This window comes from Methylobacterium sp. WL19 (assembly GCF_008040005.1).
Taxonomy (GTDB): domain Bacteria; phylum Pseudomonadota; class Alphaproteobacteria; order Rhizobiales; family Beijerinckiaceae; genus Methylobacterium; species Methylobacterium bullatum.
This window is the reverse complement of sequence record NZ_VRVC01000081.1, coordinates 1-23,607: the sequence shown is the minus strand read 5'-3', so window position 1 is coordinate 23,607 and position 23,607 is coordinate 1. Positions and strand designations below refer to the sequence as shown.

Here is a 23,607-nt window from a genome sequence, read left to right as displayed (position 1 = left end):
GCCCTGACGCGGCCGTGCTAGGGCTCGCCGACGCCCCTCGGCACACCGGACGAGACCCGATCGCATGACCGCCCGCGCCTTCATGATCCAGGGCACCGGCTCGGATGTCGGCAAGTCGCTGATCGTGGCCGGCCTGTGCCGCGCCTTCACGCGGCGCGGGCTCAGGGTGCGGCCGTTCAAGCCGCAGAACATGTCGAACAACGCGGCCGTCACCGCCGATGGCGGCGAGATCGGCCGGGCCCAGGCGCTGCAGGCGCGGGCCTGCGGGGTGGCGCCCTCCATCCACATGAATCCGGTCCTGCTGAAGCCCCAGAGCGAGACCGGCTCCCAGGTGGTGGTGCAGGGACGGATGGCCGGCACCGCGAAGGCCCGAGACTATCAGGCCTGGAAGCCGCGCCTGCTGGCTTCCGTGCTGGAGAGTTTTTCACACTTGAAGGCTCAGGCCGATCTCGTGATCGTGGAGGGCGCCGGTTCGGCTTCCGAGGTGAATCTGCGGCGCGGCGACATCGCCAATATGGGTTTCGCGCGGGCCGCCGACACGCCGGTGATCCTGCTCGGCGATATCGACCGGGGCGGCGTCATCGCCAGTCTCGTCGGCACCAAGGCTGTGATCGACGCGGCGGATGCGGCCATGATCGCCGGATTTCTCGTCAACCGCTTTCGCGGCGACCCGAGCCTGTTCGCCGACGGCATGGACATCGTCGCCACGGCGACCGGCTGGCCCGCGCTCGGCCTCGTGCCGCATTTCCCCCTTGCCGCCCGTTTGCCCGCCGAGGACATGCTCGGTCTCGCGGGTTCCGTCGCCACCGCCCGCACGCGGGTCCGCGTCGCGGTGCCGGTCCTGCCGCGCATCGCCAATTTCGACGACCTCGACCCGCTGCGGGCGGAGCCGGAGGTGGAAGTAGTGCTGGTCAGGCCCGGCGAGGCGATTCCGGGCGACATCGCCCTGGTCCTACTGCCGGGCTCGAAGACCACGATCGACGACCTCGACGCCCTGCGCCGCGAGGGCTGGGACGTGGATATCCGCGCCCATATCCGGCGCGGTGGTCATGTGCTCGGGCTCTGCGGCGGCTACCAGATGCTGGGCCGGACGTTGAGTGACCCGCACGGGATCGAGGGCGAGCCGCGCAGCGTCGCCGGGCTCGGCCTGCTCGACGTCGAGACGGTGATGACGCCGCTGAAGCGGCTCGAAGCGGTGAGCGGCCGGACGCTGGCCGACGATCTGCCGTTCAACGGCTACGAGATGCATGTGGGCGACACGGCCGGTCCGGACACGGTGACGCCGCTGCTGCGCTTCGCCGACGGGCGGGCGGAGGGCGCCGTCTCTGCCGACGGGCGGGTCAGCGGCACCTATGTCCACGGCCTCTTCTCCGACGACCGGCAGCGGGCCGCCTGGCTCGCGCGCCTGGGGGCGGCGTCTGACGGCCATTCCTACGAAAGCGGGGTCGAGCGCGTCCTCGACGAATTGGCGCGACACATCGAGGCTCATGTCGATTGCGACCGCCTGCTGGCGCTGGCGCGTTAGCGGTTTCGCGGCGTAGGCTCGCCCCATAAGGCCCCGTTCGAGGGGCGAGCCTGATGTTCGCGGTGCTGTCCGCCCTGCGCCGAGGCGATGTAACCGCGCCGCGCCCGGCCTGATCCGTCAGGGCAGCGTGTATTCGAGCGGTCCGCCATCCTTGACGCTGTCGAACATGACGAGGATGCGCTTGTCGCCCAGCACGGCGACACCTTCCGCCTTGGCGCCCTTTTCCGCCCCGGTGAGACGTCCGATCGGCTCGAGCTTGGCATTGACGGACGCGCCGGCCGCGAACAGGCTGTAGGGCACGTCGGTTTGTCCTTGAGCCGGCCCGGTGAGGACGAGGAGCCGCCCGTCGGGCAGTATGGCGAGATCGCGGATCCCGGCCCCGCGGCCGACGGAGAGCGGGATCACCTGCGGGGCCGCCTTGAGCGGCTCGTGCCCCTGCGCGAACAGAGCGCCCACATCCGCCTCGACGACGAAGGTCTTGCCGTCATGGGACGGCGCGCGCAGCCCGGCGAACAGCCGCGTCCCGTCGACGGCGACCCCCTCGATATTGAGGCCGTTGGGCGTCGCGTCGCCGTCATCGGTCTGGAGATCCTGCGTGTAGTAGGCGCTGACCGTCTCCGCCAGTCCGAGCGCATCACCCAGGCGGTAGGTGGTCTCCACCGCATCCGGTCCCGCCGGTTCGCCGTTCGCGTCGACCCGGATGCGCGCCAGCACGAAGGTGGAGAGCTTGAACTTCGCCTTGCCGCGCGAGCAACCGTGCGAGCCGACCACGTAGAAGTAGGGAGCCGCATAGGCCACGCCTTCGCCGTCGAGATCGTCGAACTTGCCCTCTCCGCCGGAGCATCCGTTCTTCGAGGGCGGGGTTCCCAGCGTGTTCGGGCTCGGTCCCCCGCCGACGAGGTCGATATCGGCGCCTGGCGTGATCGTATGCCCCTCGATGGTGATGAACTGCGCGCCGGTATTCTCGTCGTTGACCACGAGGCAGCGGCGCTTGCCGTCCTTCTGCGGCATGCAGGCTATGCCGCTGATGTCTTTGGCGGGTCTGCCGTTTTTGCCGTTCAGACCGGACGTCATCGTGTAGGGCGGGTCCACCGGAACGAGGTCGCGCATGACGCCTCCCGCCGCGAGAGCCGGCGCGGCGGCTCCGTGGAAAAGCAGGATCGCCAGAAGACCAGTCCGTATCATTGCCCGCCCGCCCATAGGAATGTGAGTGACCTCAATTATATCAAAACAACCTTGAGTATAGATGCGCCGAGGACGATACATCCGAAAAGTATCGCGCAGGCGATGCGGTACAAGGCCAGCGCCCGTTCCACATCGCGCGGACCCGCCTCCGCCCGGCCATTGCCCATCCAGGCATCGTCCACGATATCGGCGCCGTACATGCGCGGCCCCGCCAGCCTCAGACCGAGCGCGCCCGCCATCGCCGCCTCGGGCCAGCCGGCATTGGGCGAGCGGTGACGGCCCGCATCGCGCCGGACGGCGTGGAACGCCCCCGCCGCCGAAGTCCCGGGATGGAGGAGGCACGCCGCTACGATCAACCCCGCCGAGAGCCGCGAGGCCGGGAGGTTCACGAGATCGTCGAGGCGGGCCGAGGCCCAGCCATAGGCCTCGTGTCGGGGCGTGCGGTGGCCGATCATGCTGTCGGCGGTGTTGATCGCCTTGTAGAGCGCCCCTCCCGGTAGGCCGCCGATCCCGATCCAGAATGCCGGGGCCACGATGCCGTCGGAGAAGTTCTCCGACAGGCTTTCGATCGCGGCGCGGCAGATGCCGGCTTCGTCGAGGCTCTCCGGGTTGCGCCCGACGATCATCGAGACCTCGCGCCGCCCGCCCGCCAGCCCTTCTGCGCGGAGGCCCATGGCGACGCGGGCCACATGGTCGTGGAGGCTGCGTTGTGCCGGCAGACTCGCGCAGGCGAGGCCGAGGAGCAGCATGGCCGGGATTTGACCCGCAGCGGCGGCGAGCGCCGTTCCGGCGATGGACACTGCCGCGACCGTTCCCAGGAGGATGAGGAGACCGAGGATCCCCGCCGCGCGCCGCCGTCTCCCGCTGCCCGTATTGAGCGTCCGGTCGAGCCAGCCGATCAGGCGGCCGATCCAGGTGACAGGATGGCCCAGCGCCTTGTAGAGCCGGTCCGGATAGCCCGCCGCCGCCTCGATGGCGAGGGCGAGACCCAGCACCACGAGCGTGTCCGGCGGATGGGCGAGGGCGGTCCAGGTCATCTGTTCGGGAATGGGGTTCGGTGCGGCAGGGTGATGGAAGAGCAATGAGCGGGACGGAGGAGGCGAGCGGGCGTGGCGGGCCCATCGCCCATGGGGGCGATCTCGATGCCGCCCAGGCGCTGTTCCCGCACGGCGAGCTGCCCTGGATCGACCTCTCCACCGGGATCAATCCGGTCCCGTATCCCTGTCCGCCGCTGGAGGCCAGCGCGTTCCGGCGACTTCCCTCCCGCGCCGACCTGAACGCCCTGTGCGCCGCCGCCGCCCATGCCTATGGCGTCGCCGATCCGGCCCGAGTCGCGGCGGCGCCCGGCACGCAGATTCTCATCGAGACGCTGCCGCGCCTGAGGCCGCATTCGCGCGTGGCCGTCATCGGTCCCACCTATGGCGAGCACGAGGCGGCGTGGCTCCGGGGCGGACATGCCGTGACGTTGGTGCCCGATCCGGCCCAGGCCGAGGGGGCGGACGTCGTCGTCGTCGTCAACCCGAACAATCCCGATGGCCGGAGCTGGGAGGCCTCCACGCTTCTCGACCTCGCGGGACGGCTCGCCCGGCGCGGAGGCTGGCTCGTCGTGGACGAGGCCTTCATCGACCTCGAAGCGGTGGAGTCCCTCGCACCGCGAGCGAGCTCCGGCCTGGTGGTGCTACGCTCCTTCGGCAAGACCTATGGCCTTGCCGGCATCCGTCTCGGCTTCGCCGTTGCCGAGCCGGCGCTCGCCCTGCGGATCGGCGCGGCACTCGGCCCCTGGGCGGTGCCGGGGCCGGCGCTCGCCATCGGCCGGGCAGCGTTGTCCGATGAGGCCTGGCTGCGGGAGGCGGCCATCGATCGCCACGCCGACGCGCTGCGCCTCGACCGGCTGCTCGCCTGCCGGGGAGGGCGCATCGTCGGCGGCACCTGCCTGTTCCGCACGGCTGCGTTCGACGACGCGCCAAGTCTTTTCCGGCGCCTCGGCGAGGCCGGGATCTATGTCCGCCGGTTCGAGGCGAACCCGCACTGGCTGCGCTTCGGCCTGCCGGCCGACAAGGGCGAATGGTGCCGCCTGTCCCGCGTCCTCAAGCCCGCCTGATCAGGCGGGCTTCGTCCGCGACCGGTCGAAGATCGCCACGAGGAGACCCCCGCCCGAGAGCAGGGCGCCGACCGCGCAGACGCCGGGCCACCCGGCCATCAGGAACGCCTGCGAGCCGGCGAAGGCCCCCAGCGCCCCGAATACGAACATCACCGTGAACAGCACAGTGTTGACCCGGCCCCTCGCTCCGGGGACGAGGGCGTAGGCTCGGGTCTGATTGGCGATGAGCGCGCCGTTGAGGCCGATATCGATGAGCAGAACGCCGACGGCCACCGCCACCAGCGAGACCTCCCCCCCGAGCCAAAGGACGAGGAACGACGCGAGGACGAGAGCGGCGCCGGTGACGACCACCGGTCGGGCGCCCTTCCGGTCGGTATAGCGTCCGGAGAGCGGGGCGACGAAGGCGCCGCAGACCCCGATCACGCCGAACAGGCCGGCGCCGGCGGCGGTGAGATCGAAGGGCGGAGCCTCGACCAGGAGGGCCAGGGTCGCCCAGAACGCATTGAAGCTCGCGAAAAGAAGGCCCTGCGAGAGGCTGGCATTGCGCAGGATGGGCTGCGTCTTCACGAGATGCAGGATCGACAGCATCAGCGCGCGGTAGCGCAGCGGTTTGGTCTGCTTCGTCTTCGGTAGAGTCGCGGCCGCCACGGCGGCGATGACCAGGGCCACGACAGCGGCGGCGAAGAACACCGCGCGCCAACCGAAATGCGCGCCCACGAAGCCGCTCACCGTCCGGGCGAGGAGGATGCCGGTGAGCAGGCCCGTCATCACTTGGCCCACCATCCGGCCGCGGCTCTCGTCCGGCGCGAGCTCGGCCGCGAAGGGGACCGCCTGCTGAGCGGCCGAGGACAAAAACCCGATGAGGAGACAGGCGACCGTCAGGAAGGCGAGGGTCGGCGCGAGGGCGGCACCCAGAAGCGCCACGCTCAGGCCCAGCAATTGCGCCACGATGAGCGTCCGCCTCGGCCAGGCATCCCCGAGGGGCACGAGGCCGAGAATGCCGAGCCCGTAGCCCACGAGGCACGCGGTGGGAACGAGGAGGGCGGCACGCTCACCGAACTCGCTCACCAGAACCGCGAGGAGGGGCTGGTTGTAGTAGATGTTGGCGACGGCGCCCCCGGCGATCAGGGTCAGGCCGAAGCGCGCCCTGGCGGTGAAGCCGTGGCCGGAACCGGTGCCGGGCTGCATGCTCAGGCTCGCACCGGAGCGGCGCCGTCCGCCGTGCCAAGCCGATGGAAAAGCGATGAATTGTTCGTCATCCGGTGGGGCGGGTCCGTGAGCGACGGGATGCGTGTGCCTCCGGTTAGGGGCGCCAGCGCGCGGGGGCAACCCGTGGGCGCGCGAAATGGTCCCACGTCAGAGAGCGGGCCGCGACGGGCCACACCTTCCATCGGATGCGTCGATCCCCATATACGAATCGTTACCGGATAAAGACGTGGCGCGTCTCTGTGGCGAAGTCCCGCTTGGCAGGAGCCAAGTCGTTCTGTCACACTCCCGACCGTCGAGACGAGTCGGTCTTCAAGTCCAGGGGGCAACACCGCGTATCGACAACGGAGTTTGGAATGCCGAATTACCGAGTCAGCTTCGCCAAGCAAATTCTCGGCGTGCCGTTCACGATCGGATGTGTCGAGATTTCACGGGCGCGTGATCCTCGCCGGGCTCAACGCGCGGCGGAACTTCGTTTCGCGCGCCAACATGGCGTCGAGGATTGGCGCGAGCGGGCCGATCGTGTTGCCATTGAGGCCGCTCAAGCCTGACACGACAGGTGATCCGACCCGAAAGTGAGTACAGGACTTCGGGAAGACGGTTATTGGGTCGTCGCTTCGTTTCCCCAACTCGCAGCGGCTGCGGCATGGTTCCGCGGTCAAAGCCCTGGCCCTCGGTCGGTCTGCGACATAGACTGGAGCTTGCACGTGTGTTCGGCGGGTTCGGCATCTCGCGGAACTTGCGACAGGGGCAAGGAGCAGGCGGCGAGCCATGGCGGCGATCTCGTTTTTCGGCGACCTGCTTCAGACCATCAGCGACCGTGGTCGCGATCTCATCGGGATCGGCCGCGGCGACCTCGCCTCAAAGGCCAATGCGCATGAGCTCATCAAGCTCTGCGAGGATCTGATCTCCCGGCGCGGCGAGGCGTCGGGCGTTGCGCTCGCCCGCCTGATCCTCGAACGCTACGCCAGCCTCGCGCGTGCCGAACGGCTCGTCTTCCTGCAGGGTATCGCCACCGTCTTCGGCGCCGATCACGAGGCGGTGGACGATGCCATCGCCGCCTATCGTCGAGACCCGACGCGCGCCGCCCTCGGCGTGCTCCACGAGGCGGCCGAGCCGCGCAGCCAGGAACTCATCCGCCGGCTCAACCTCGCCCGCAACGGCACCCTCGCCCTGGTGCGGATGCGGGAGGACCTGTTCGTCCTGCGAAAGGACCTGCGCGGGAGCGAGGCCGATCCCGACCTCGTCGATGCCGTCGACAGCCTCGACAGCGATTTCGAGCACCTGTTCGCGTCGTGGTTCAACCGGGGGTTCCTGGTGCTGCGCCACATCGACTGGACCACCCCCGCCCATATCCTCGAGAAGATCATCCGCTACGAGGCGGTGCATGAGATCGCGGGCTGGGACGAGCTGCGCCGACGCATCGAACCCACTGACCGGCGCTGCTTCGCCTTCTTCCATCCCGCCTTGCAGGACGAGCCGCTGATCTTCGTGGAAGTGGCGCTCACGGACGGCATCGCGCCGGCCATCGCGCCGATCCTCGCGCATGGGCGCGAGCCCCTGCCCACCCGGGCCGCCACCACCGCGATCTTCTACTCGATCTCGAACTGCCAGAAGGGGCTTGCCGGCGTCACCTTCGGCAATTTCCTCATCAAGCAGGTGGTGGAGGATCTCGCCCGCGAGATCCCGAGCCTCAAGACCTTCGTGACCCTGTCGCCGGTGCCCGGCTTCTCTGCCTGGCTCGACCGTGAGCGCCGCTCCGATTCGCCGCAGGGCCTGACCCGTGACGACGTCGAGGCTCTGCGGGCCATCGACGAGCCGGGCTGGCACGCCGACAAGGCCAAGTCCGATGCGGTGAAGAAGGTGATGATCCCCGCCGCCGCCGCCTATTTCTTGCGGGCCAAGAACGAGCGAGGCAAGCCCCTCGACCCCGTGGCGCGGTTCCATCTCGGCAACGGAGCCCGCCTGGAGCGGCTCAACTTCCTCGGTGATGTCTCGCCCAAGGGGCTCGGCCAGTCGCGCGGGCTGATGGTCAATTACCTCTACGATCTCTCGGCCATCGAGAAGAACCACGAGACCTATGCCAATCTCGGCACCGTGGCGGCATCGAGCAGCGTGAGCCGCGAACTCAGGACCAACCTGCCGCCGATTCGCGCCGTGGCGTTGGCCGAGGCTTGATTTCGAGGCGTCGTCCGGCCACGGCTGTCCGTTCGATAACGGCTGGACGACGTCATGCGTAACCATCTCTTCGATCTCATCCGGGCGAGCCTGCCCGCCGATCCCGCCTCGCGGATTTTCATCGAGACCGGCGACGGCGCACGGATCACCTATGCGGACATGCTCGACCGCTCGGCCGCCTATGCCTCCGCCCTCAAGGCGCTCGGGGTGAAGACGGGTGACCGCGTCGCCGTCCAGGTCGAGAAGAGCGCCGAGGTGGTGTTACTCTATCTCGGCGCCGTTCGCGCCGGCGCCGTCTTCCTGCCGCTCAACACCGCCTATACGGCCCCCGAGATCGCGTATTTCCTCTCGGATGCCGAGCCGGCCCTGTTCGTCTGCGACCCCGCCCGGCTCGCCGCTCTCGAACCGGTCGCCGCCGAGGCGAAGGTGCCTGCCCTGCGTACCCTCGACGGGGCGGGGCGCGGTAGCATGGCCGAGGCGGCTGACGCGGCCGGCACCGCTTTCGCGGATGTCGAGCGCGGCCCGGACGATCTCGCGGCGATCCTCTACACCTCGGGCACCACCGGGCGCTCCAAGGGCGCCATGCTCAGCCACGACAATCTCGCCTCCAACGCCGTGACCTTGGTGAAGGCCTGGGGCTTCACCGCCGACGACGTGCTGATCCATGCCCTGCCGGTGTTCCACACCCACGGCCTGTTCGTGGCCACCAACATCGTGCTGCTCGCCGGGGCCACGGCGATCTTCCTGCCGAAATTCGACCCGAAGCAGGTGCTCGCCCTGATGGGCCGGGCGACCTCGATGATGGGCGTTCCGACTTTCTACACGCGCCTCCTCAAGGAGTCGGGCCTGACCCCCGAAGCGGCGGCGACGATCCGCCTGTTCGTCTCCGGCTCGGCCCCGCTCCTCGCCGAGACGCACCGGGACTGGCAGGCCCGCACCGGCCACGCCATCCTCGAACGCTACGGCATGACCGAGACCAACATGAACACCTCGAACCCCTATGACGGTGAGCGCATCGCCGGCACGGTGGGCCTGCCCCTGCCGGGCGTCTCGCTCAGGGTGGTCGATCCCGAGACGGGACGGGCCTTGCCCGCCGACACGGTGGGGATGATCGAGGTGAAGGGGCCGAACGTGTTCCAGGGCTATTGGCGCATGCCCGAGAAGACGGCCTCCGAATTCAAGACGGACGGGTTCTTCATCACCGGCGATCTCGGCAAGGTCGACGAGCGCGGCTACGTCCACATCGTCGGGCGCGGCAAGGATCTCATCATCACCGGCGGCTACAACGTCTATCCGAAGGAGGTCGAGAACGAGATCGACGCGCTTCCGGGCGTCGTCGAATCCGCCGTGATCGGCCTCGCCCATGCGGATTTCGGCGAGGGCGTCACGGCCATCGTCGTCGCGCGTCCAGACTCGCCGGGGGAGCAGGAGATCCTCCGCATCCTCGAAGGGCGCCTCGCGCGGTTCAAATGCCCCAAGCGCGTCCTCTTCGCCGACGAATTGCCGCGCAATGCCATGGGCAAAGTGCAGAAGAACCTGCTGCGCGAGGCGCATGCGGATCTCTATCGCCGCTGAAGGGTAAGACGGCGGAACGCTTTGGCGGGCCGGCGGTTCTCGTCATCGAACGGCCAAGCTCGCGCCGTCTCCGTACCGGTTGCCGTCATGCCCTCGTCTCAGCCTCACCGTCCCGAGCCCACGGGGCCGGGCTCCACCCATTCCGTGGTCTGGACTCTGGCGATGGGGGCGGCGCTCGTCGCCCTGTCGCTGGCACCGCGGTCGCGCGGCGCCAGGCGTGAGGCCGAACCGCCTCAGACGCGACGCGACGAAGGCGCCCGCTCGCATAGTGGACGCAGCGCCGAATGGGTCGCGGCGACACAGGTCCATCGCGGCCGTGCCGCAGACAGCCCGACCGAGATCACTCGCGCCGGCTGGAAGGACATCGCCGTCCGCGTCTACCTGGAATTCAACAAGGACCGCGTGCTCGCGGTGGCCGCCGGGGTGACGTTCTTCACCCTGCTGTCGCTGTTCCCCGCCATCGCCGCCCTGGTCTCCTGCTACGGCCTCGTTGCCGATGTCGGCGCCATCAACGAGCACCTCTCCAGCATGCAGGGCGTGCTGCCCTCCAGCGCCATCGACATCATCGGAGAGCAGGTGAAGCGGATCGCCGCCAAGGACAACGGCACGCTGGGCCTGACGTTCTTCTCCAGCCTCGTCCTGTCGCTCTGGAGTGCGAACGCCGCCATGAAGGCGATGTTCGATGCTCTGAACGTGGTCTACGAGGAAGACGAGAAGCGCTCCTTCGTGATGTTGAACCTGCGCTCCCTGACCTTCACCGTCGGGGCGCTCCTCTTCACCATCCTCGCGCTCACCAGCATCGTCGTACTGCCGGTGATCTTCAACTTCTTCGGGTTCGGGCAGGGGGCGAGGCTCATCGCCCTGCTGCGCTGGCCCTTCCTCCTTGTCGTCCTGCTCGGCGGCCTCTCGCTGCTCTACCGCTATGGCCCGAGCCGCGAGCGGCCGCGCTGGCGCTGGGTCGGCACCGGCGGCGCTGTGGCGGGCATCCTCTGGCTCGCCGCCTCGATCCTGTTCTCGTGGTATGTCGGCAGTTTTGGCAATTACAACGAGACCTACGGTTCGCTCGGCGCCGCCATCGGCTTCATGACCTGGATCTGGATCTCGACGACGATCGTGCTCCTCGGTGCCGAGATCAATGCCGAGATGGAGCATCAGACGGCTCGGGACACGACGACGGGGCCGGAGAAGCCCATGGGCGACCGCGAGGCACGGATGGCGGACACGATCGGCGCGGCCGCGTGACAGGGTGCGGGACGGCCTCGGGAGTCCTATTTCTCCAGCATATCCCGATGAACCGGAGGCCATCATGAGCGAGACCCAGGCAGGCACCGTCCAGCGCAGCGAGGACGAGTGGCGCGAGATCCTGACGCCGGACCAGTACCGTGTCCTGCGCGAGCACGGCACGGAGCGGGCGGGCACGAGCTGCCTCAATGCCGAGAAGCGCCCCGGCACGTTCCACTGCGCCGGCTGCGATGCCCCGTTATTCGAGAACACCACGAAATTCGAATCCGGCACCGGCTGGCCGAGCTTCTTCGATCCCATCGACGGCGCGGTGGAGACGACGACCGACCGGAGCCACTGGATGGTGAGGACCGAAGTGCACTGCGCCCACTGCAAAGGTCATCTCGGCCACGTCTTCGATGATGGCCCGGCGCCGACGGGGCTGCGCTATTGCATGAACGGCATTTCACTGCGTTTCGAGCCGAATGCGTGAGCTCATTGGTATAAAAGGATAAAAATCGGGGCCGGGCTTACGAGGCCGGCCTTGATTTAGTCCCATTTTTTCTTAGTCGAAGGGAAGTGGTCTTCCCATTTGTGTGCCGTCGGCGGTGCGAGGCGGGAAAACGATCGAATTCGGACGGTTCGTGCCGGCTGGTTTCCACAGGCCGGGCATTCCGTCGCTGCCGAAACAGGGTATGGCTTCGAACGGCGCCGACGTTGCGCCCATGGCGCGGCGCTCCGGAGGAGGGCCTGCCATTATGAGCCGATCCGGGGGGAGAGAATACATGAGTGTCGTTCGTCGGTTTCTGGTCGCACCTTCGCTCGTCCGCCTGATCCGCAAGGAGCGCGGCGGTTCGAAGATCACCGAGGGCTATTTCGCTCCCCAGGCCGGTCGCACGTCCTATGTCCGCGTCGATGGCCAGAACTGCCATCTCGTTCTCGTCACGACGGCGCCGGATGGAACGTCGAGCGAGGAGCGGACCGACGTTCCCCGCGCCCATGGCGATGCCCTTCTGGATGTCTGCTCAGGCAAGGCGATCTACGACCGCGCCGTGCTCGCGCTCGGCAACGGCCGCGAGGCGCTCGTCGACCGCTACGCGACACCGGGAGCCCTCGACTTGCTCAGCGTCGTGTTCGACGACACCGCCCAGGCCGCCGCTTTCGTACCCCCAGCCTGGTTCGGCGAGGACGTCTCCGAGAATTCCGCCTATGACCGCCATACCGTGGCGATCCAGGGTGTGCCTCAGACCGGCGAGGTTCCCCTAAACAACGCCGCCCTCGAAGCGATCCTCGATCTGCTCGAGCCGCGCTTCGGTTTCGGCCGCTTCAATGCCCCACCGCCGAAGGCCGGCGAGGACGAGGCGACCCTTCGGGCGAACCGCCGTGCAGCCGCTCTGGCTGCCAAGGCCGCTGCTCCCGCTGCCCTCCCGGTGGAAGAGCCCGCGCCCCAACCCGTCCTTGAGGAACGGAGCGAGCAGCGTCGGGAAGAGCCCGCCGCCGCGGAGGAGACCGCCACGGACACTCCGATCCGCACCGATGCCCGCATCGACGACGTTATCGAGAGCCTGTCTCAGGCTCTGGGTGCCTCTCAGCCGTCCCGTGCTCCTGCACGCGACGACGATCCGGCCGCCGAATTCGAGCGCTGGACCGTACGTCCCCGCCGTACTCCGCAGACCTGAACCCTTGGGACCGGAGGTGGGGCATGCCCATCTCCGGGCTCTTCGCGAGGACCCGGCGGCACCGGGCATATTCGGACAAGTCGATCACCAACGATTGTATGCAATAGCGCGGCAGAAGCCCGTCGCGTTACAGAAGCAGCCCATCCTCACGGTTTCGGCGGGAAACAAAGATAATCTCTCATAGCCGCGTTGAGGCTAGGGATTAAACTCGCTAGCGTCTCGGCAAGACAGACGAGCGTGCGCCCAACGAGGCGCCTGTGAGGGAACATGGTTCAGACCACCGTCCATGCCGGAGGCAGCGCGCCGGCAGCACCGACACCTCACGAACCTTGGTACAAGGTCCTCTACATCCAGGTGCTGATCGCCATCGCACTCGGCATCCTGCTCGGATATCTGCACCCCGAATGGGGCAAGTCCGTCAAGTGGTTGGGCGACGCCTTCATCGCGCTGATCAAGATGATGATCGCGCCGATCATCTTCTGTACCATCGTTCACGGCATCGCCTCCATCGGCGACTTGAAAAAGGTCGGCCGCGTTGGCTTGAAGGCGCTGGTCTATTTCGAGGTTGTCTCCACCATTGCGCTTCTCATCGGTATCCTCGTCGGTGAAGTGGTGAAGCCGGGAGCCGGTTTCAATGCCGATGTGACTAAGCTCGACGGTAAATCGGTCGAGAAATACGCCAAGATCGCGGCCGACGATTCCGTCACCGGACATATCATGGCGCTGATCCCGAAGAGCTTCTTCGACGCCTTCGCCACAGGCGACCTGCTTCAGGTCCTGCTGATCTCAATCCTCACCGGCGTCGTGGTGACCGGCATGGGCAAGCGGGGCGAGGCCATCACGCACGCCATCGACACGGCGGGCCAAGTCTTCTTCCGCATCATCGGCCTCGTGGTGAAGCTCGCCCCCATCGGTGCCTTCGGCGCCATGGCCTTCACCATCGGTCAGTACGGCATCGGCAAGGTGATCGATCTCGCCTGGCTCGTCGGAACCTTCTACGTCACCGCCTTCCTGTTCGTGGTCCTGGTTCTGGGCGGCATCGCCCGGGTGGCCGGCTTCTCGATCTTCAAGTTCCTGGCCTACATCAAGGACGAGCTCCTCATCGTGCTCGGCACCTCGTCCTCCGAGACGGTGCTGCCGCACATGATGACGAAGATGCGCCGCCTCGGCGCCTCGGATTCCGTCGTGGGCCTGGTGATTCCCACGGGCTACTCGTTCAACCTCGACGGCACCAACATCTACATGACCCTGGCGACGCTGTTCCTGGCCCAGGCCGTGGGCGCTGACCTGTCCTTCGCCCAGTACGCCACCATCATCCTGGTCGCGATGCTGACCTCGAAGGGGGCCTCCGGTGTCACGGGTGCCGGCTTCATCACCCTCGCGGCCACGCTCAGCGCCATCCCCAACAATCCGGTGCCGGTGGCCGCCATGACCCTGATCCTGGGTGTCGATAAGTTCATGTCGGAGTGCCGGGCCATCACCAACCTCATCGGCAACGGCGTCGCCACGGTGGTGGTCAGCCGCTGGGAGGGTGAACTCGACCAGGAGAAGCTGAACCAGGTCATGGCGCATCCCTTCTCCATCGGCACCGACATCTCGGATCATGCGCCCAACATGGACCAGGAGTCCGCTCCCCGTCCGGCCGTCGCCGCACAGTAGCTCCGCATCGTGGATCCTGCGCGCCTGCGCATTGGGATAGACCTCGGCGGCACCAAGATCGCCGGCATCGCCCTCGATGCCGGCGGAGCCGTGCGCGCCGAGGCGAGGATCCCGACCCCGCGAAACGATTACGACGCCACCCTCGGCGCGATCGTGGCGCTGGTCCGGCGCCTGGAGCGGGACGCCGGAGGCGTCGGCAGCGTCGGTATCGGCATGCCGGGGGCCATCACCCCCGGTAGCGGCCTCGTGAAGAACGCCAACTCGGTCTGGCTGAACGGCAGGACTTTCGTCATCGATATCGAGGCACGGCTCGGCCGACCGGTCCGGGCGGAGAACGATGCCAATTGCCTTGCGGTCTCCGAGGCGGTGGATGGCGCGGGTGCCGGGGCACGGGTCGTCTGGGCGATCATCCTCGGGACCGGCGTCGGCTCCGGCATCGCCATCGACGGGGTGGCCCTATCGGGTGCCAACCGCATTGCCGGTGAATGGGGCCATAACCCGCTTCCCGCGCCGCGCGACGACGAACGGCCCGGCCCGTCCTGCTATTGCGGGCGGCACGGCTGTATCGAGACCTGGCTTTCTGGCCCCGGCCTCGCCGCCGATCATGCCTGCCGTGTCGGTGCTCCGGCAGCGACCGGTGAGGCGGTGATCGCCGCTGCGCGCGCCGGTGATGCCATCGCATCCGAGAGCATCACCCGCTATCGGGAGCGTCTCGCCCGCAGCATCGCCGGCGTCATCAACATCCTCGACCCCGACATGGTGGTCCTCGGCGGAGGCTTGTCGACGGTGCCGGAACTGACCGCCGATCTCGACGCGCTTCTTCTTCCGCACGTCTTCTCGGATGAGTGCAGAACACCGATCCGGGTGAGCCACCACGGCGACGCATCCGGCGTGCGGGGTGCAGCCTGGTTATGGGGCATCCCCGCCTGAGCCTCTCCCCATCGCGCCCCGCAGCCGGTATGGACGGGGACAATCACACAACGACGTGAGCGTATTCCCATGACGAGTCTGGCTTCCCTCGATCCCGCCGCCCGCGACGCGCTTCACGCGAAGACCCGCGAGGCCTACGAGGCTTTCAAAAGTCGCGGCCTCAAGCTCGACATGACCCGTGGCAAGCCGGCGCCGGAGCAGCTCGACCTGTCCAGCGCGATGATGTCGTTGCCCGGCAACGGCGATCATTTCGCCGAGGCGGGTGACGATGCGCGCAATTATGGCGGCCTCCAGGGGCTGCCCGAGGCGCGCGCTCTGTTCGCGCCGATGGTGCAGGCGCCGCCGGCCCAGATCGTCATCGGCGACAATTCGAGCCTCGCGCTCATGCACGATTGTATCGCCTGGGCCCTGCTGAAGGGCGTGCCCGGCTCGGTGAAGCCCTGGTCGAAGGAGGAGGAGCCGGTCTTCCTCTGTCCCGTTCCCGGCTACGACCGCCACTTCGCCATCTGCGAGGCCCTGGGCATCCGCATGCTGCCCGTCCCCATGACCGGCCAGGGGCCGGACATGGACGTCGTCGAGAAACTGGCCGCCGATCCGGCCGTGAAGGGCATGTGGTGCGTGCCGAAATACGCCAATCCGAGCGGCGAGACCTATTCCGACGAGACTGTCCGGCGCCTCGCTTCCATGGAGACCGGCGCCCCCGACTTCCGCCTGTTCTGGGACAACGCCTACACCGTCCACCACCTCACCGCGACGCGCCACCCCCTCGCCGACATCCTCGCCCTCTGCGAAGAGGCTGGCCATCCCGACCGGCCCTTCATCTTCGCCTCGACCTCCAAGGTGACCCTGGCGGGAGCGGGCATCGCCATGTTCGCTTCCTCCCCGGAGAACGTACGCTGGTTCCTCGGCCGCTCTTTCTTCCGCACCATCGGGCCGGACAAGCTCAACCAGCTGCGCCACGTCCGCTTCCTGAAGGACATGGCCGGCATCGAGGCGCATATGGAGAAGCAGCGCGCGCTCATCGCGCCGAAATTCCAGGCTGTCCTCGATGCTCTGGAGGCCCGCCTCGGCGGAACCGGCGCGGCGACCTGGACGACGCCCGAAGGTGGCTACTTCATCACCGTCGATACGGTGGACGGTGCGGCGCAGCGGACCGTGGCTTTGGCCAAGGAGGCCGGCATCGCCCTGACGCCCGCCGGCGCGACCTCTCCTTACGGACGCGACCCGCATGACCGCACCCTGCGTCTTGCGCCGACCTTCCCTTCGCTCTCGGACGTGAAGGCGGCGGCGGAGGGAATCGCCCTCTGCATCCTCCTCGCCGGACTCGAGACCGAGAAGGCGGCCTGACGCAAGCCGCCACTCATGGCGCATCCCTCCGCCCCGCCCGGGCGGGGGGAGCTGCCCGGAAAGCATATCGACGAATCCGCCGAAGGGGGGCTTCACCGTTGCCGCCCCATCCCGCTCATTCGTCGCAGATACGACAGGCCGCGATCCTCCACCATATATTGGCGGACGGTCTGAACGTTCGTGGGATCGGGTGGTGAAGGGGGCTCTCCCGGCCTGCGACAGGGCGGGAGACGTCACCGCCCCGAGGCGGCGGTGACAAGGAAGCCGAGCCCTATGGCCTCAGCGGAAGCCGCCGACCCTGCGGTCGCGCTTGCGCTCGGCGGCGGGCTGATACGCGATCTCGGCGTGGTGGGTGCAATAGGGCAGGCCGGTGATCGAGCGGTCGCCGCAATAGTGGAACTCCGGCGATGTCGGATCGCCCAGCGGCCAGCGGCACATGGACTCGCGCAGATCCATGATGGTCACGCGCTTGGACACGGCGAGCGGCATACTCTGGGCGGCGACCACCGCATTCGTCTCGGGAAACAGCAGGCTCGGCGCGGCGACGGGATCGGCCGCAGCCGTCATCTCCACGACGTTGTCGGCCTCGGCTTCGCGGATTGCCGGCTTCTTGCGGCCGTTGCCGGGCGAATCCGCCGCTTTCACGCGGCCCGACAGACCCAGCCGGTGGACCTTGCCGATGACGGCGTTGCGGGTGACGCCACCGAGCTGCGCGGCGATCTGGCTCGCGCTCAGTCCCTCGTCCCAGAGGCGCCGCAGTACCTCGACACGCTCGTCCGTCCAGCCAGCACCGGTATCCGTCATCGCCCCCTCCGACATCCGCTCGATTCCCCCGACCGACACGGGACGATCCCTGCGACACCTCGCATGGCCACTCCGTCCGTTGCCATACGGATGGTGGTCGCGCAGGGCACCCTTACGACGACGACCGGAACCGTACAGGACGCCTCGACACGGATGCAAGAGCACCCGGAAGGAGGGGGGGACTTTCCACCGGCAAACCGTCGGGGGCGTCCCGCGCGCACTGCGAAAGAGCCGGCCGGGACGCGGCTCCGCCGTGACGGCGAAGGCGTAATCCCTCGTCCACCCCCGGCCGCGCCGCCCGCTGGCCAAGCTTCCCCTTGACCTGCGGCGGGATCGGGCGAGAAGCGCGTATTTCAGCACGAGCCGAGTAGCGAGAGGCAGGTCATGGCCGCGACCGATCCGACCGAGGGACGCCGCTCCGGCGAGGTGCCGCCGCGCCTCGAGACGCGCGGGCTCAGCGTCGAGTTCGGCCGCAAACACGCCCTCGACGACGTGTCCCTCGCAGTCCGGGCTGGAGAAATCATCGCGCTTCTCGGTGATTCCGGTTGCGGCAAGAGCACTCTGTTGCGAGCGGTGGCGGGCCTCGAACAGCCGAGCGGCGGGCTGGTCCTGCTCGATGGTCAAGCGATGAGCGCCCGGGTGCCGCCGGAGGAGCGCGGCGTCGGCCTGATGTTCCAGGATTACGCCCTGTTCCCCCATCTCACCGTCCTGCAGAACGTCCGCTTCGGTCTTCACCGGCTGCGCGCCGATGAAGCCGATGCCGTCGCGAAGGCGCGGCTGGAGCAGGTCGGCCTCGCCGACCGGGCCGCGAGCTATCCCGGCTCGCTCTCGGGCGGGGAGAGCCAGCGCGTGGCACTCGCCCGTGCCCTGGCGCCGGGGCCGCGCGTGCTGCTTCTCGACGAGCCATTTTCGAATCTCGACCGGCGCAACCGCGACAGGGTGCGGGCCGATACGCTCTCGGTCCTGCGCGTCACCGGCGCCACCGCGCTCCTGGTGACACACGATCCGGAGGAGGCCTTGCTAGTGAGCGACCGCATCGTCCTGATGCGGGGCGGGCGCATCGTCCAGATCGGCACCGGCGCGGATCTCTATCGCCGCCCCGTCTCGTGGTTCGCCGCGAATTTCTTCGGCGATCTCATCGCTTTCCCCACGCGCTGCATCGACGGCGCTGCGGTGACGCCTTTCGGCGCGTTTCCGGCGCCGGGGATCGAGGACGGTGCGCCGGTCACCGCCTGCGTCAGGCCCGAGGCGATCGGGCTGGGGCACGCAGAATCCGGTCATCCGGCGCGGGTGATCCGGCGGCGTTTCCTCGGGCCCGTCGTGGAGTTGACCCTGGCGGCGGATGGATTTCCCGAACCGTTCCGACTCACGGTCTCCCAAGAGACATCGGCGGGGGAGGGCGATCGTGTGGGCCTGACCGTTGCGAAGGGAGCGGGGCTGGTTTTTGCCGCCGGACTGGATTAACCGAGCCTTGCTGTTCGTGCCCGGTAATATCCAGAAGTATAGTTTTTAACGATGATAAACTGAGGACATAAGTCTTGCTTTTCTCTCGAAGATGCGGCCCAGAACCGGTCATTGAGAGAAGAGGGATGGACGTCATGGTCGGTTGGGTCTCGAAATGTCTGATCGGCGGTGCGACCGCCTTCGCCTGGATCGCCGGAGCGACCGCCGCCGAGGTCAATATCTACACCACCCGTGAGCCTGGCCTGATCAAGCCCCTGCTCGATGCCTACACCGCCAAGAGCGGCGTCACCGTCAACACCGTCTTCGTCGAGAAGGGCCTTGCCGAGCGTGTGGCCTCAGAGGGCGAGCGGTCCAAGGCCGACGTGCTGATGACCGTCGATATCGGCAATCTCATCGAGCTCGTGGATCGCGGCCTCGCCCAGCCGGTCCGCACGGAGACCCTGGAAGCCGCCGTTCCGGCGCCCCTGCGCGATGCCGGCGGCCTCTGGTACGCCCTCTCCATGCGCGCCCGCGTCGCCTATGCCGACAAGGACCTCGCGGAGAAGGCCCTGACCTACGAGGATCTCGCCGACCCGAAATGGAAGGGCAAGCTCTGCCTGCGCTCGGGCCAGCACCCCTACAACACCGCGCTCATCGCCCATTACATCGTCAAGCACGGGCCGGATAAGGCGAAGGAATGGCTGACCGGCGTGAAGGCCAACCTCGCGCGCAAGCCGGCCGGTGGTGACCGTGACGTAGCCCGCGACATCCTGGCCGGAACCTGCGCGGTGGGTCTCGGCAACTCCTACTATGTTGGGCTGATGCGCTCGGGCAAGGGTGGCCCGGACCAGCAGAAATGGGGCGACGGGATCAAGGTCGTGCTGCCGGTCTTCACCAGCGGCGGCACTCATGTGAACGTCTCCGGTGCGGTTGTCGCCAAGAGCGCGCCGAACCGCGACGAGGCGGTCAAGCTTCTCGAATACCTCGTCTCCGACGAAGGCCAGGGCCTCTATGCGAAGGCCAATTTCGAGTATCCGGTGAAGGCGGGTGCGCCGATCGACCCCCAGCTCACGGCGCTCGGCCCATTGACCATCGATACCGTGCCGCTCGCCGAGATCGCCCGTAACCGCAAGGCGGCGAGCCTGCTGGTGGATACGGTGGGCTTCGACAACTGAAGCCCCGGCCGATGTCGGCCGCCGTCGAACTGGCCCGATCGCAGCCCGAGATCGCCTCCGAGGCCGCTCCGAGGGCGGCGCCGCGCTTGCGCATCGCCCCCATGGCCTGGGCGGCGGGAGCCCTCGCGCTCGCCGCCCTGATCCTCAGCCCGGTGGCGTCCCTGGCGCTCACCGCGGCGGGAGGGTCGAGCGACGTCTGGCCGCATCTCCTGGCGCATGTCCTGCCTCAGGCAACGATCACCACGGCACTGCTCCTGGGCGGCGTCGGCCTCCTCGTCGTCATGCTCGGGGTCGGCTCGGCCTGGCTCGTCTCGGCCTATGAGTTCCGAGGCCGCCGCTTCCTGGAAATCGGGTTGCTGCTGCCCCTGGCGGTGCCGACCTACATCGTCGCCTTCGCCTATCTCGACCTGCTCCATCCCATCGGCCCGGTCCAGAGCACCCTGCGCGAGCTTCTCGGCGTGGCACGGCCGAAGGATCTGCTGCTGCCGGAGGTCCGGTCCCTGCCGGGCTGCATCCTGCTCCTCGGCTTCGTGCTCTACCCTTACGTCTATCTGCCGACGCGGGCGCTTTTCGTGATGCAGGCGGGCACTCTCATCGAGGCGGCGCGCATCCTCGGGCGTTCGCCGACGGCGGTCTTCGTCCACGTCGCCCTGCCGTTGGCGCGCCCCGCCATCGCCCTCGGCACCAGTCTCGCCCTGATGGAGACGCTCAACGATATCGGCGCCGCCGAATTCCTGGGCGTGCGGACACTGACGGTGCAGGTCTACGCCACCTGGATCAACCGGTCCGACCTGCCCGGCGCGGCGCAGATCGCCCTGGTCATGCTGGCGATGGTGCTCCTGCTGCTGGCGGCCGAGCGCTGGGGCCGGCGCGGGCGCGGCTATGCCGGCACGGCCCAGCGCCAGCGCGGCATGGCCCGCCATCGCCTGTCCGGTGCTTCCGCCGCGGCCGCCTTGTGCCTCGGCCTCTTTCCCATCGCCATCGGCTTCCTGATCCCGGCGGCCTATCTCGTCCATTCCGCCATCGCCCGCGTCACCCGGCTCGGATTTCCCCGAGGCGTCATCGCCGAGGCGGGAAACACTCTGCTCTATGCCGGCCTCGCTACTCTGCTCGCGGCAGCCTGCGGGTTCCTCGTCGCCGCCGGCCCCCGCCTCGTCGCGCGGCGCTTCGGGCAGGGGCTGATCCGAATCGCCGCCCTCGGCTACGCGCTCCCCGGGGCGATCCTGGCGATCGGGCTGCTCGGCCCGCTGGCGCTCGCCGATGCCTCCCTGTCCCGCATCATGACGGCGCTGTTCGGCGTCGCTCCGGCGCTCATCGGCGTCGGTGCGGGTGGCGCTCTCGTCATCGCCTATCTCGTGCGCTTCCTCGCGGTCGGTGTCGGCGCCTGCGAAGCAGGCCTGGCGAAGGTGCCGAGCTCTCTCGGGGAAGCCGGGCGCATGCTCGGCCGGGGCCCCGTCGGCACGCTGATGCGCGTGCACCTGCCGATGACATGGCCGGCCGTGCTCAGCGGCGCGCTCCTCGTCTTCGTCGACTGCGTCAAGGAACTGCCGGCGACCTTGCTCCTGCGCCCGCTCAACGTGGAGACCCTGGCGACACACCTCTACGGGGAGGCGGTGCGGGGCACCTACGAGGACGGCGCGGTCGCCGCCCTGCTCATCGTGGTCGTCGGCCTGATCCCGGTGGCGTTGCTCATGCGCCTGGGCTCGGCGGACAACGCCCCGAGGGGCGGATAACGTCCCGGACCGCATCCCGTCGGAGGGGGGCGAGGACCGTCTCCGGTGGCAACCTGCCGACCGCCCTCTGATGCCGGCTTAGCGAGAAGGCGACAGAGGCCCTTGACGGGCGCGTGGGCCTCGCCCTAGAAGGCCCTCGGTCCGGGTGCGTAGCTCAGCGGGAGAGCATTCGCTTCACACGCGAAGGGTCACAGGTTCGATCCCTGTCGCGCCCACCATTCCCTCAAGCCGCAGCGATAGCCGGCACGAGGGCATCCACCGCCCCCACCAACTCATCGAAATGCTGGATCACCCGCGTGGGGCCGAGTTGCTCCACCGGCAGGTCGGTATAGCCGAACGGCACCGCGATGACCGGAATCCCCGCCGCCTTGGCCGCGTCGATATCCGCGCGTGAATCTCCCACCATGACGGCGCGCGAGACGTCGCCCTTGGCCTGCTCGACGGTCAAAGTGATATGGGCCGGGTTCGGCTTGTAGACCGGGAAGGTGTCGCGGCCGCAGATGGCGGCGAAGCGTCCGGCGACGCCGAACTCCTGCAGAAGCTGCTTGGCGTGGGCCTCGACCTTGTTGGTGCAGACCGCCAGCAGGAAGCCACGTGCGCTCAGCGTATCGAGCGCCGCCTCGACACCGGGGAACAGGTAGGAATGCTCGCTGAGATGCCGGCCGTAATGGTCGAGGAAATCGACGAAGAGCGTCTGCAGGCGGGCGTCGTCGATGGGTTCGCCTGCGGCCTCGAAGCCGCGCTGGATCAGTGCTTTCGCCCCGGCGCCGATCATGTCGCGGGCCCGGTCGAGGGGGAGAGTCGGCAGTCCCTCGCGGGCGAGGATCGCGTTGAGGGTCCCGACGAGATCGCCCGCGGTCTCGGCGAGGGTTCCGTCGAGGTCGAACACGACGATGGGCGGCAGGCTTGGCATGGGGACTCTCAAGGTTGGTGGAGTGGCGACGGGTGATCTCGGGTTGGATGACGGTGTGACGGTGTGACGGTGGGCGGGCGCACGGACGCCGCGGGCCGAGAAAAATCCGATGCACACGCAAAGGCTTAACGTACAGGTCGGGCTGCTTTCCGTGCCACGATGCTGTAGAATCCGGCCATGATGCGATCAAGGCCGCCGCGAGCGGGTCACGGTTGCGCCGCAAGGCCGCTGTAGGGAGGCGGCCGCGAGATTTCCCTGCAAGATTCATCTGTCTGCATCAGGACATGAAGGCGACCATGCGTTCGACACTGCCGACCCACCGTGCGTTCATATCCGCCGTTCCAGCCGCCTCCACCCATTCGTGGCGAGCCATGGGATGCCGGGCAGGGATTGCGCTGGCCCTTCTCGCCTCTACGGCCGCGGGTGCCCGCGCCGCCTCCTTCGAATTCGTCCCCGCGCCGCAGATCGACCTCAACCGGGTCTACCGCGTCGACAAGGTCACGGGCGAGGTCACGTCCTGCCAGTACGGGCTGCGCGAAGGCGCTGTAGGCAGTGTCGGCCTCACCGTCTGCTACGGCTCCGGCGAGGGCGCCAGCGCCCAGGCCCCGTCCGAATACGGCCTCGTCGCCTCCCGCCACACCCGCGAGGCCGGGGTGTTCCGCGTGAACTACCGCACCGGCGAGATGAGCATCTGCTACGTCCAGCTTCAGAAGGAGGCGGTGGTGTGTACGGCCCAGGCGAACCCGGCCGCCAGCGGTCCCGAGGAAGCCGTGGCCACGGGACAGGCGCCCGGCCGCGCCGGGCCGAGTGCCACGCCGCCCCAGAACACCCGCCCCTGACGGCGATCGGCGCGCATGTTCGGCGACAGCCGCGTTGGACGGCGTTGCCAGCCGTGCTAGGGCCACCGGACTTTCAGCGGCCCAGCCCGTAGCC

General features: G+C 68.2%; 20 protein-coding genes and 1 tRNA gene. 16 read left to right on the top strand and 5 right to left on the bottom strand.

The genetic code is table 11. The features are described 5' to 3' along the window. The first annotated feature begins 64 nt into the window (after nt 1-64). Nucleotides 65-1,525 (top strand): cobyric acid synthase, encoded by a 1,461-nt coding sequence (locus tag FV220_RS16200; RefSeq protein ID WP_187273436.1) that lies wholly within the window; start codon nt 65-67, stop codon nt 1,523-1,525. Nucleotides 1,526-1,642: 117 nt separating this feature from the next. Here FV220_RS16200 and FV220_RS16195 read toward each other — a convergent pair whose 3' ends face one another. Then, entirely contained in the window at nt 1,643-2,635 is a 993-nt protein-coding gene (locus FV220_RS16195; protein ID WP_147832577.1) for a DUF3616 domain-containing protein, read from the bottom strand. A gap of 110 nt (nt 2,636-2,745) precedes the next feature. Continuing rightward, nucleotides 2,746-3,747: an adenosylcobinamide-phosphate synthase CbiB gene (cbiB, locus tag FV220_RS16190; protein ID WP_147832576.1), complete on the bottom strand. Its 1,002-nt coding sequence runs from the start codon at nt 3,745-3,747 to the stop codon at nt 2,746-2,748. Nucleotides 3,748-3,791: 44 nt separating this feature from the next. Between cbiB and cobD the strand changes: the two genes are divergently transcribed. Further along, entirely contained in the window at nt 3,792-4,811 is a 1,020-nt protein-coding gene (gene cobD, locus FV220_RS16185; RefSeq protein ID WP_147832575.1) for a threonine-phosphate decarboxylase CobD, read from the top strand. On the opposite strand, the gene FV220_RS16180 is transcribed toward cobD, so the two are convergent. Continuing rightward, a complete protein-coding gene (locus FV220_RS16180; RefSeq protein WP_056140130.1) occupies nt 4,812-5,999 on the bottom strand; it encodes an MFS transporter in 1,188 nt (395 codons plus the stop codon). A 374-nt stretch (nt 6,000-6,373) separates the two neighbouring features. On the opposite strand from FV220_RS16180, the gene FV220_RS16175 reads away from it, so the two are divergent. From FV220_RS16175 to FV220_RS16135, 9 genes are all read left to right on the top strand, one after another. Continuing rightward, the gene (locus FV220_RS16175) at nt 6,374-6,568 is read left to right on the top strand and encodes a hypothetical protein (protein WP_082472996.1); all 195 of its coding nucleotides are present in this window, start codon (nt 6,374-6,376) and stop codon (nt 6,566-6,568) included. A gap of 220 nt (nt 6,569-6,788) precedes the next feature. After that, nucleotides 6,789-8,195 carry a malonyl-CoA decarboxylase gene (locus tag FV220_RS16170; protein WP_056140133.1) on the top strand — a complete coding sequence of 469 codons (1,407 nt, stop codon included), beginning with the start codon at nt 6,789-6,791 and terminating at the stop codon, nt 8,193-8,195. Between the two features lie 54 nt (nt 8,196-8,249). Beyond that, nucleotides 8,250-9,770, top strand: coding sequence for a malonyl-CoA synthase (locus tag FV220_RS16165; protein WP_147832574.1), 1,521 nt, complete (start codon nt 8,250-8,252; stop codon nt 9,768-9,770). Between the two features lie 162 nt (nt 9,771-9,932). Further along, on the top strand, nt 9,933-11,012 hold the full coding sequence (locus FV220_RS16160; protein ID WP_147832581.1) for a YihY/virulence factor BrkB family protein: 1,080 nt from the start codon (nt 9,933-9,935) through the stop codon (nt 11,010-11,012). A 64-nt stretch (nt 11,013-11,076) separates the two neighbouring features. Continuing rightward, nucleotides 11,077-11,484, top strand: coding sequence for a peptide-methionine (R)-S-oxide reductase MsrB (gene msrB / locus FV220_RS16155; protein ID WP_018045245.1), 408 nt, complete (start codon nt 11,077-11,079; stop codon nt 11,482-11,484). Between the two features lie 292 nt (nt 11,485-11,776). Beyond that, complete coding sequence (locus FV220_RS16150) at nt 11,777-12,670, top strand: hypothetical protein (protein ID WP_056140140.1); 894 nt, start codon at nt 11,777-11,779, stop codon at nt 12,668-12,670. A 267-nt stretch (nt 12,671-12,937) separates the two neighbouring features. Next, a complete protein-coding gene (locus FV220_RS16145) occupies nt 12,938-14,329 on the top strand; it encodes a dicarboxylate/amino acid:cation symporter (RefSeq protein ID WP_018045243.1) in 1,392 nt (463 codons plus the stop codon). Nucleotides 14,330-14,338: 9 nt separating this feature from the next. After that, entirely contained in the window at nt 14,339-15,259 is a 921-nt protein-coding gene (locus tag FV220_RS16140) for an ROK family protein (RefSeq protein ID WP_147832573.1), read from the top strand. Nucleotides 15,260-15,328: 69 nt separating this feature from the next. After that, a complete protein-coding gene (locus FV220_RS16135) occupies nt 15,329-16,606 on the top strand; it encodes an aminotransferase (RefSeq protein WP_056161549.1) in 1,278 nt (425 codons plus the stop codon). A gap of 279 nt (nt 16,607-16,885) precedes the next feature. On the opposite strand, the gene FV220_RS16130 is transcribed toward FV220_RS16135, so the two are convergent. Continuing rightward, the gene (locus FV220_RS16130) at nt 16,886-17,425 is read right to left on the bottom strand and encodes a GcrA family cell cycle regulator (protein WP_147832580.1); all 540 of its coding nucleotides are present in this window, start codon (nt 17,423-17,425) and stop codon (nt 16,886-16,888) included. A 369-nt stretch (nt 17,426-17,794) separates the two neighbouring features. On the opposite strand from FV220_RS16130, the gene FV220_RS16125 reads away from it, so the two are divergent. The 4 genes from FV220_RS16125 to FV220_RS16110 all read left to right on the top strand — a co-directional run bounded on the left by FV220_RS16125 (nt 17,795) and on the right by FV220_RS16110 (nt 21,979). Continuing rightward, on the top strand, nt 17,795-18,874 hold the full coding sequence (locus tag FV220_RS16125; RefSeq protein WP_187273434.1) for an ABC transporter ATP-binding protein: 1,080 nt from the start codon (nt 17,795-17,797) through the stop codon (nt 18,872-18,874). 125 nt (nt 18,875-18,999) lie between these two features. After that, nucleotides 19,000-20,028, top strand: coding sequence for an extracellular solute-binding protein (locus tag FV220_RS16120; protein WP_056140148.1), 1,029 nt, complete (start codon nt 19,000-19,002; stop codon nt 20,026-20,028). A gap of 101 nt (nt 20,029-20,129) precedes the next feature. After that, nucleotides 20,130-21,761, top strand: a complete 1,632-nt coding sequence (locus tag FV220_RS16115; protein WP_147832578.1) for an iron ABC transporter permease — start codon at nt 20,130-20,132, stop codon at nt 21,759-21,761. Between the two features lie 143 nt (nt 21,762-21,904). Next, nucleotides 21,905-21,979 (top strand) — tRNA-Val (locus tag FV220_RS16110). Nucleotides 21,980-21,984: 5 nt separating this feature from the next. Here FV220_RS16110 and gph read toward each other — a convergent pair. Continuing rightward, complete coding sequence (gene gph, locus FV220_RS16105; RefSeq protein WP_147832572.1) at nt 21,985-22,674, bottom strand: phosphoglycolate phosphatase; 690 nt, start codon at nt 22,672-22,674, stop codon at nt 21,985-21,987. A gap of 371 nt (nt 22,675-23,045) precedes the next feature. Here gph and FV220_RS16100 point away from each other — a divergent pair, with 371 nt between their 5' ends. Further along, a complete protein-coding gene (locus FV220_RS16100; RefSeq protein ID WP_056140801.1) occupies nt 23,046-23,513 on the top strand; it encodes a hypothetical protein in 468 nt (155 codons plus the stop codon). Nucleotides 23,514-23,607 lie beyond the last annotated feature (94 nt).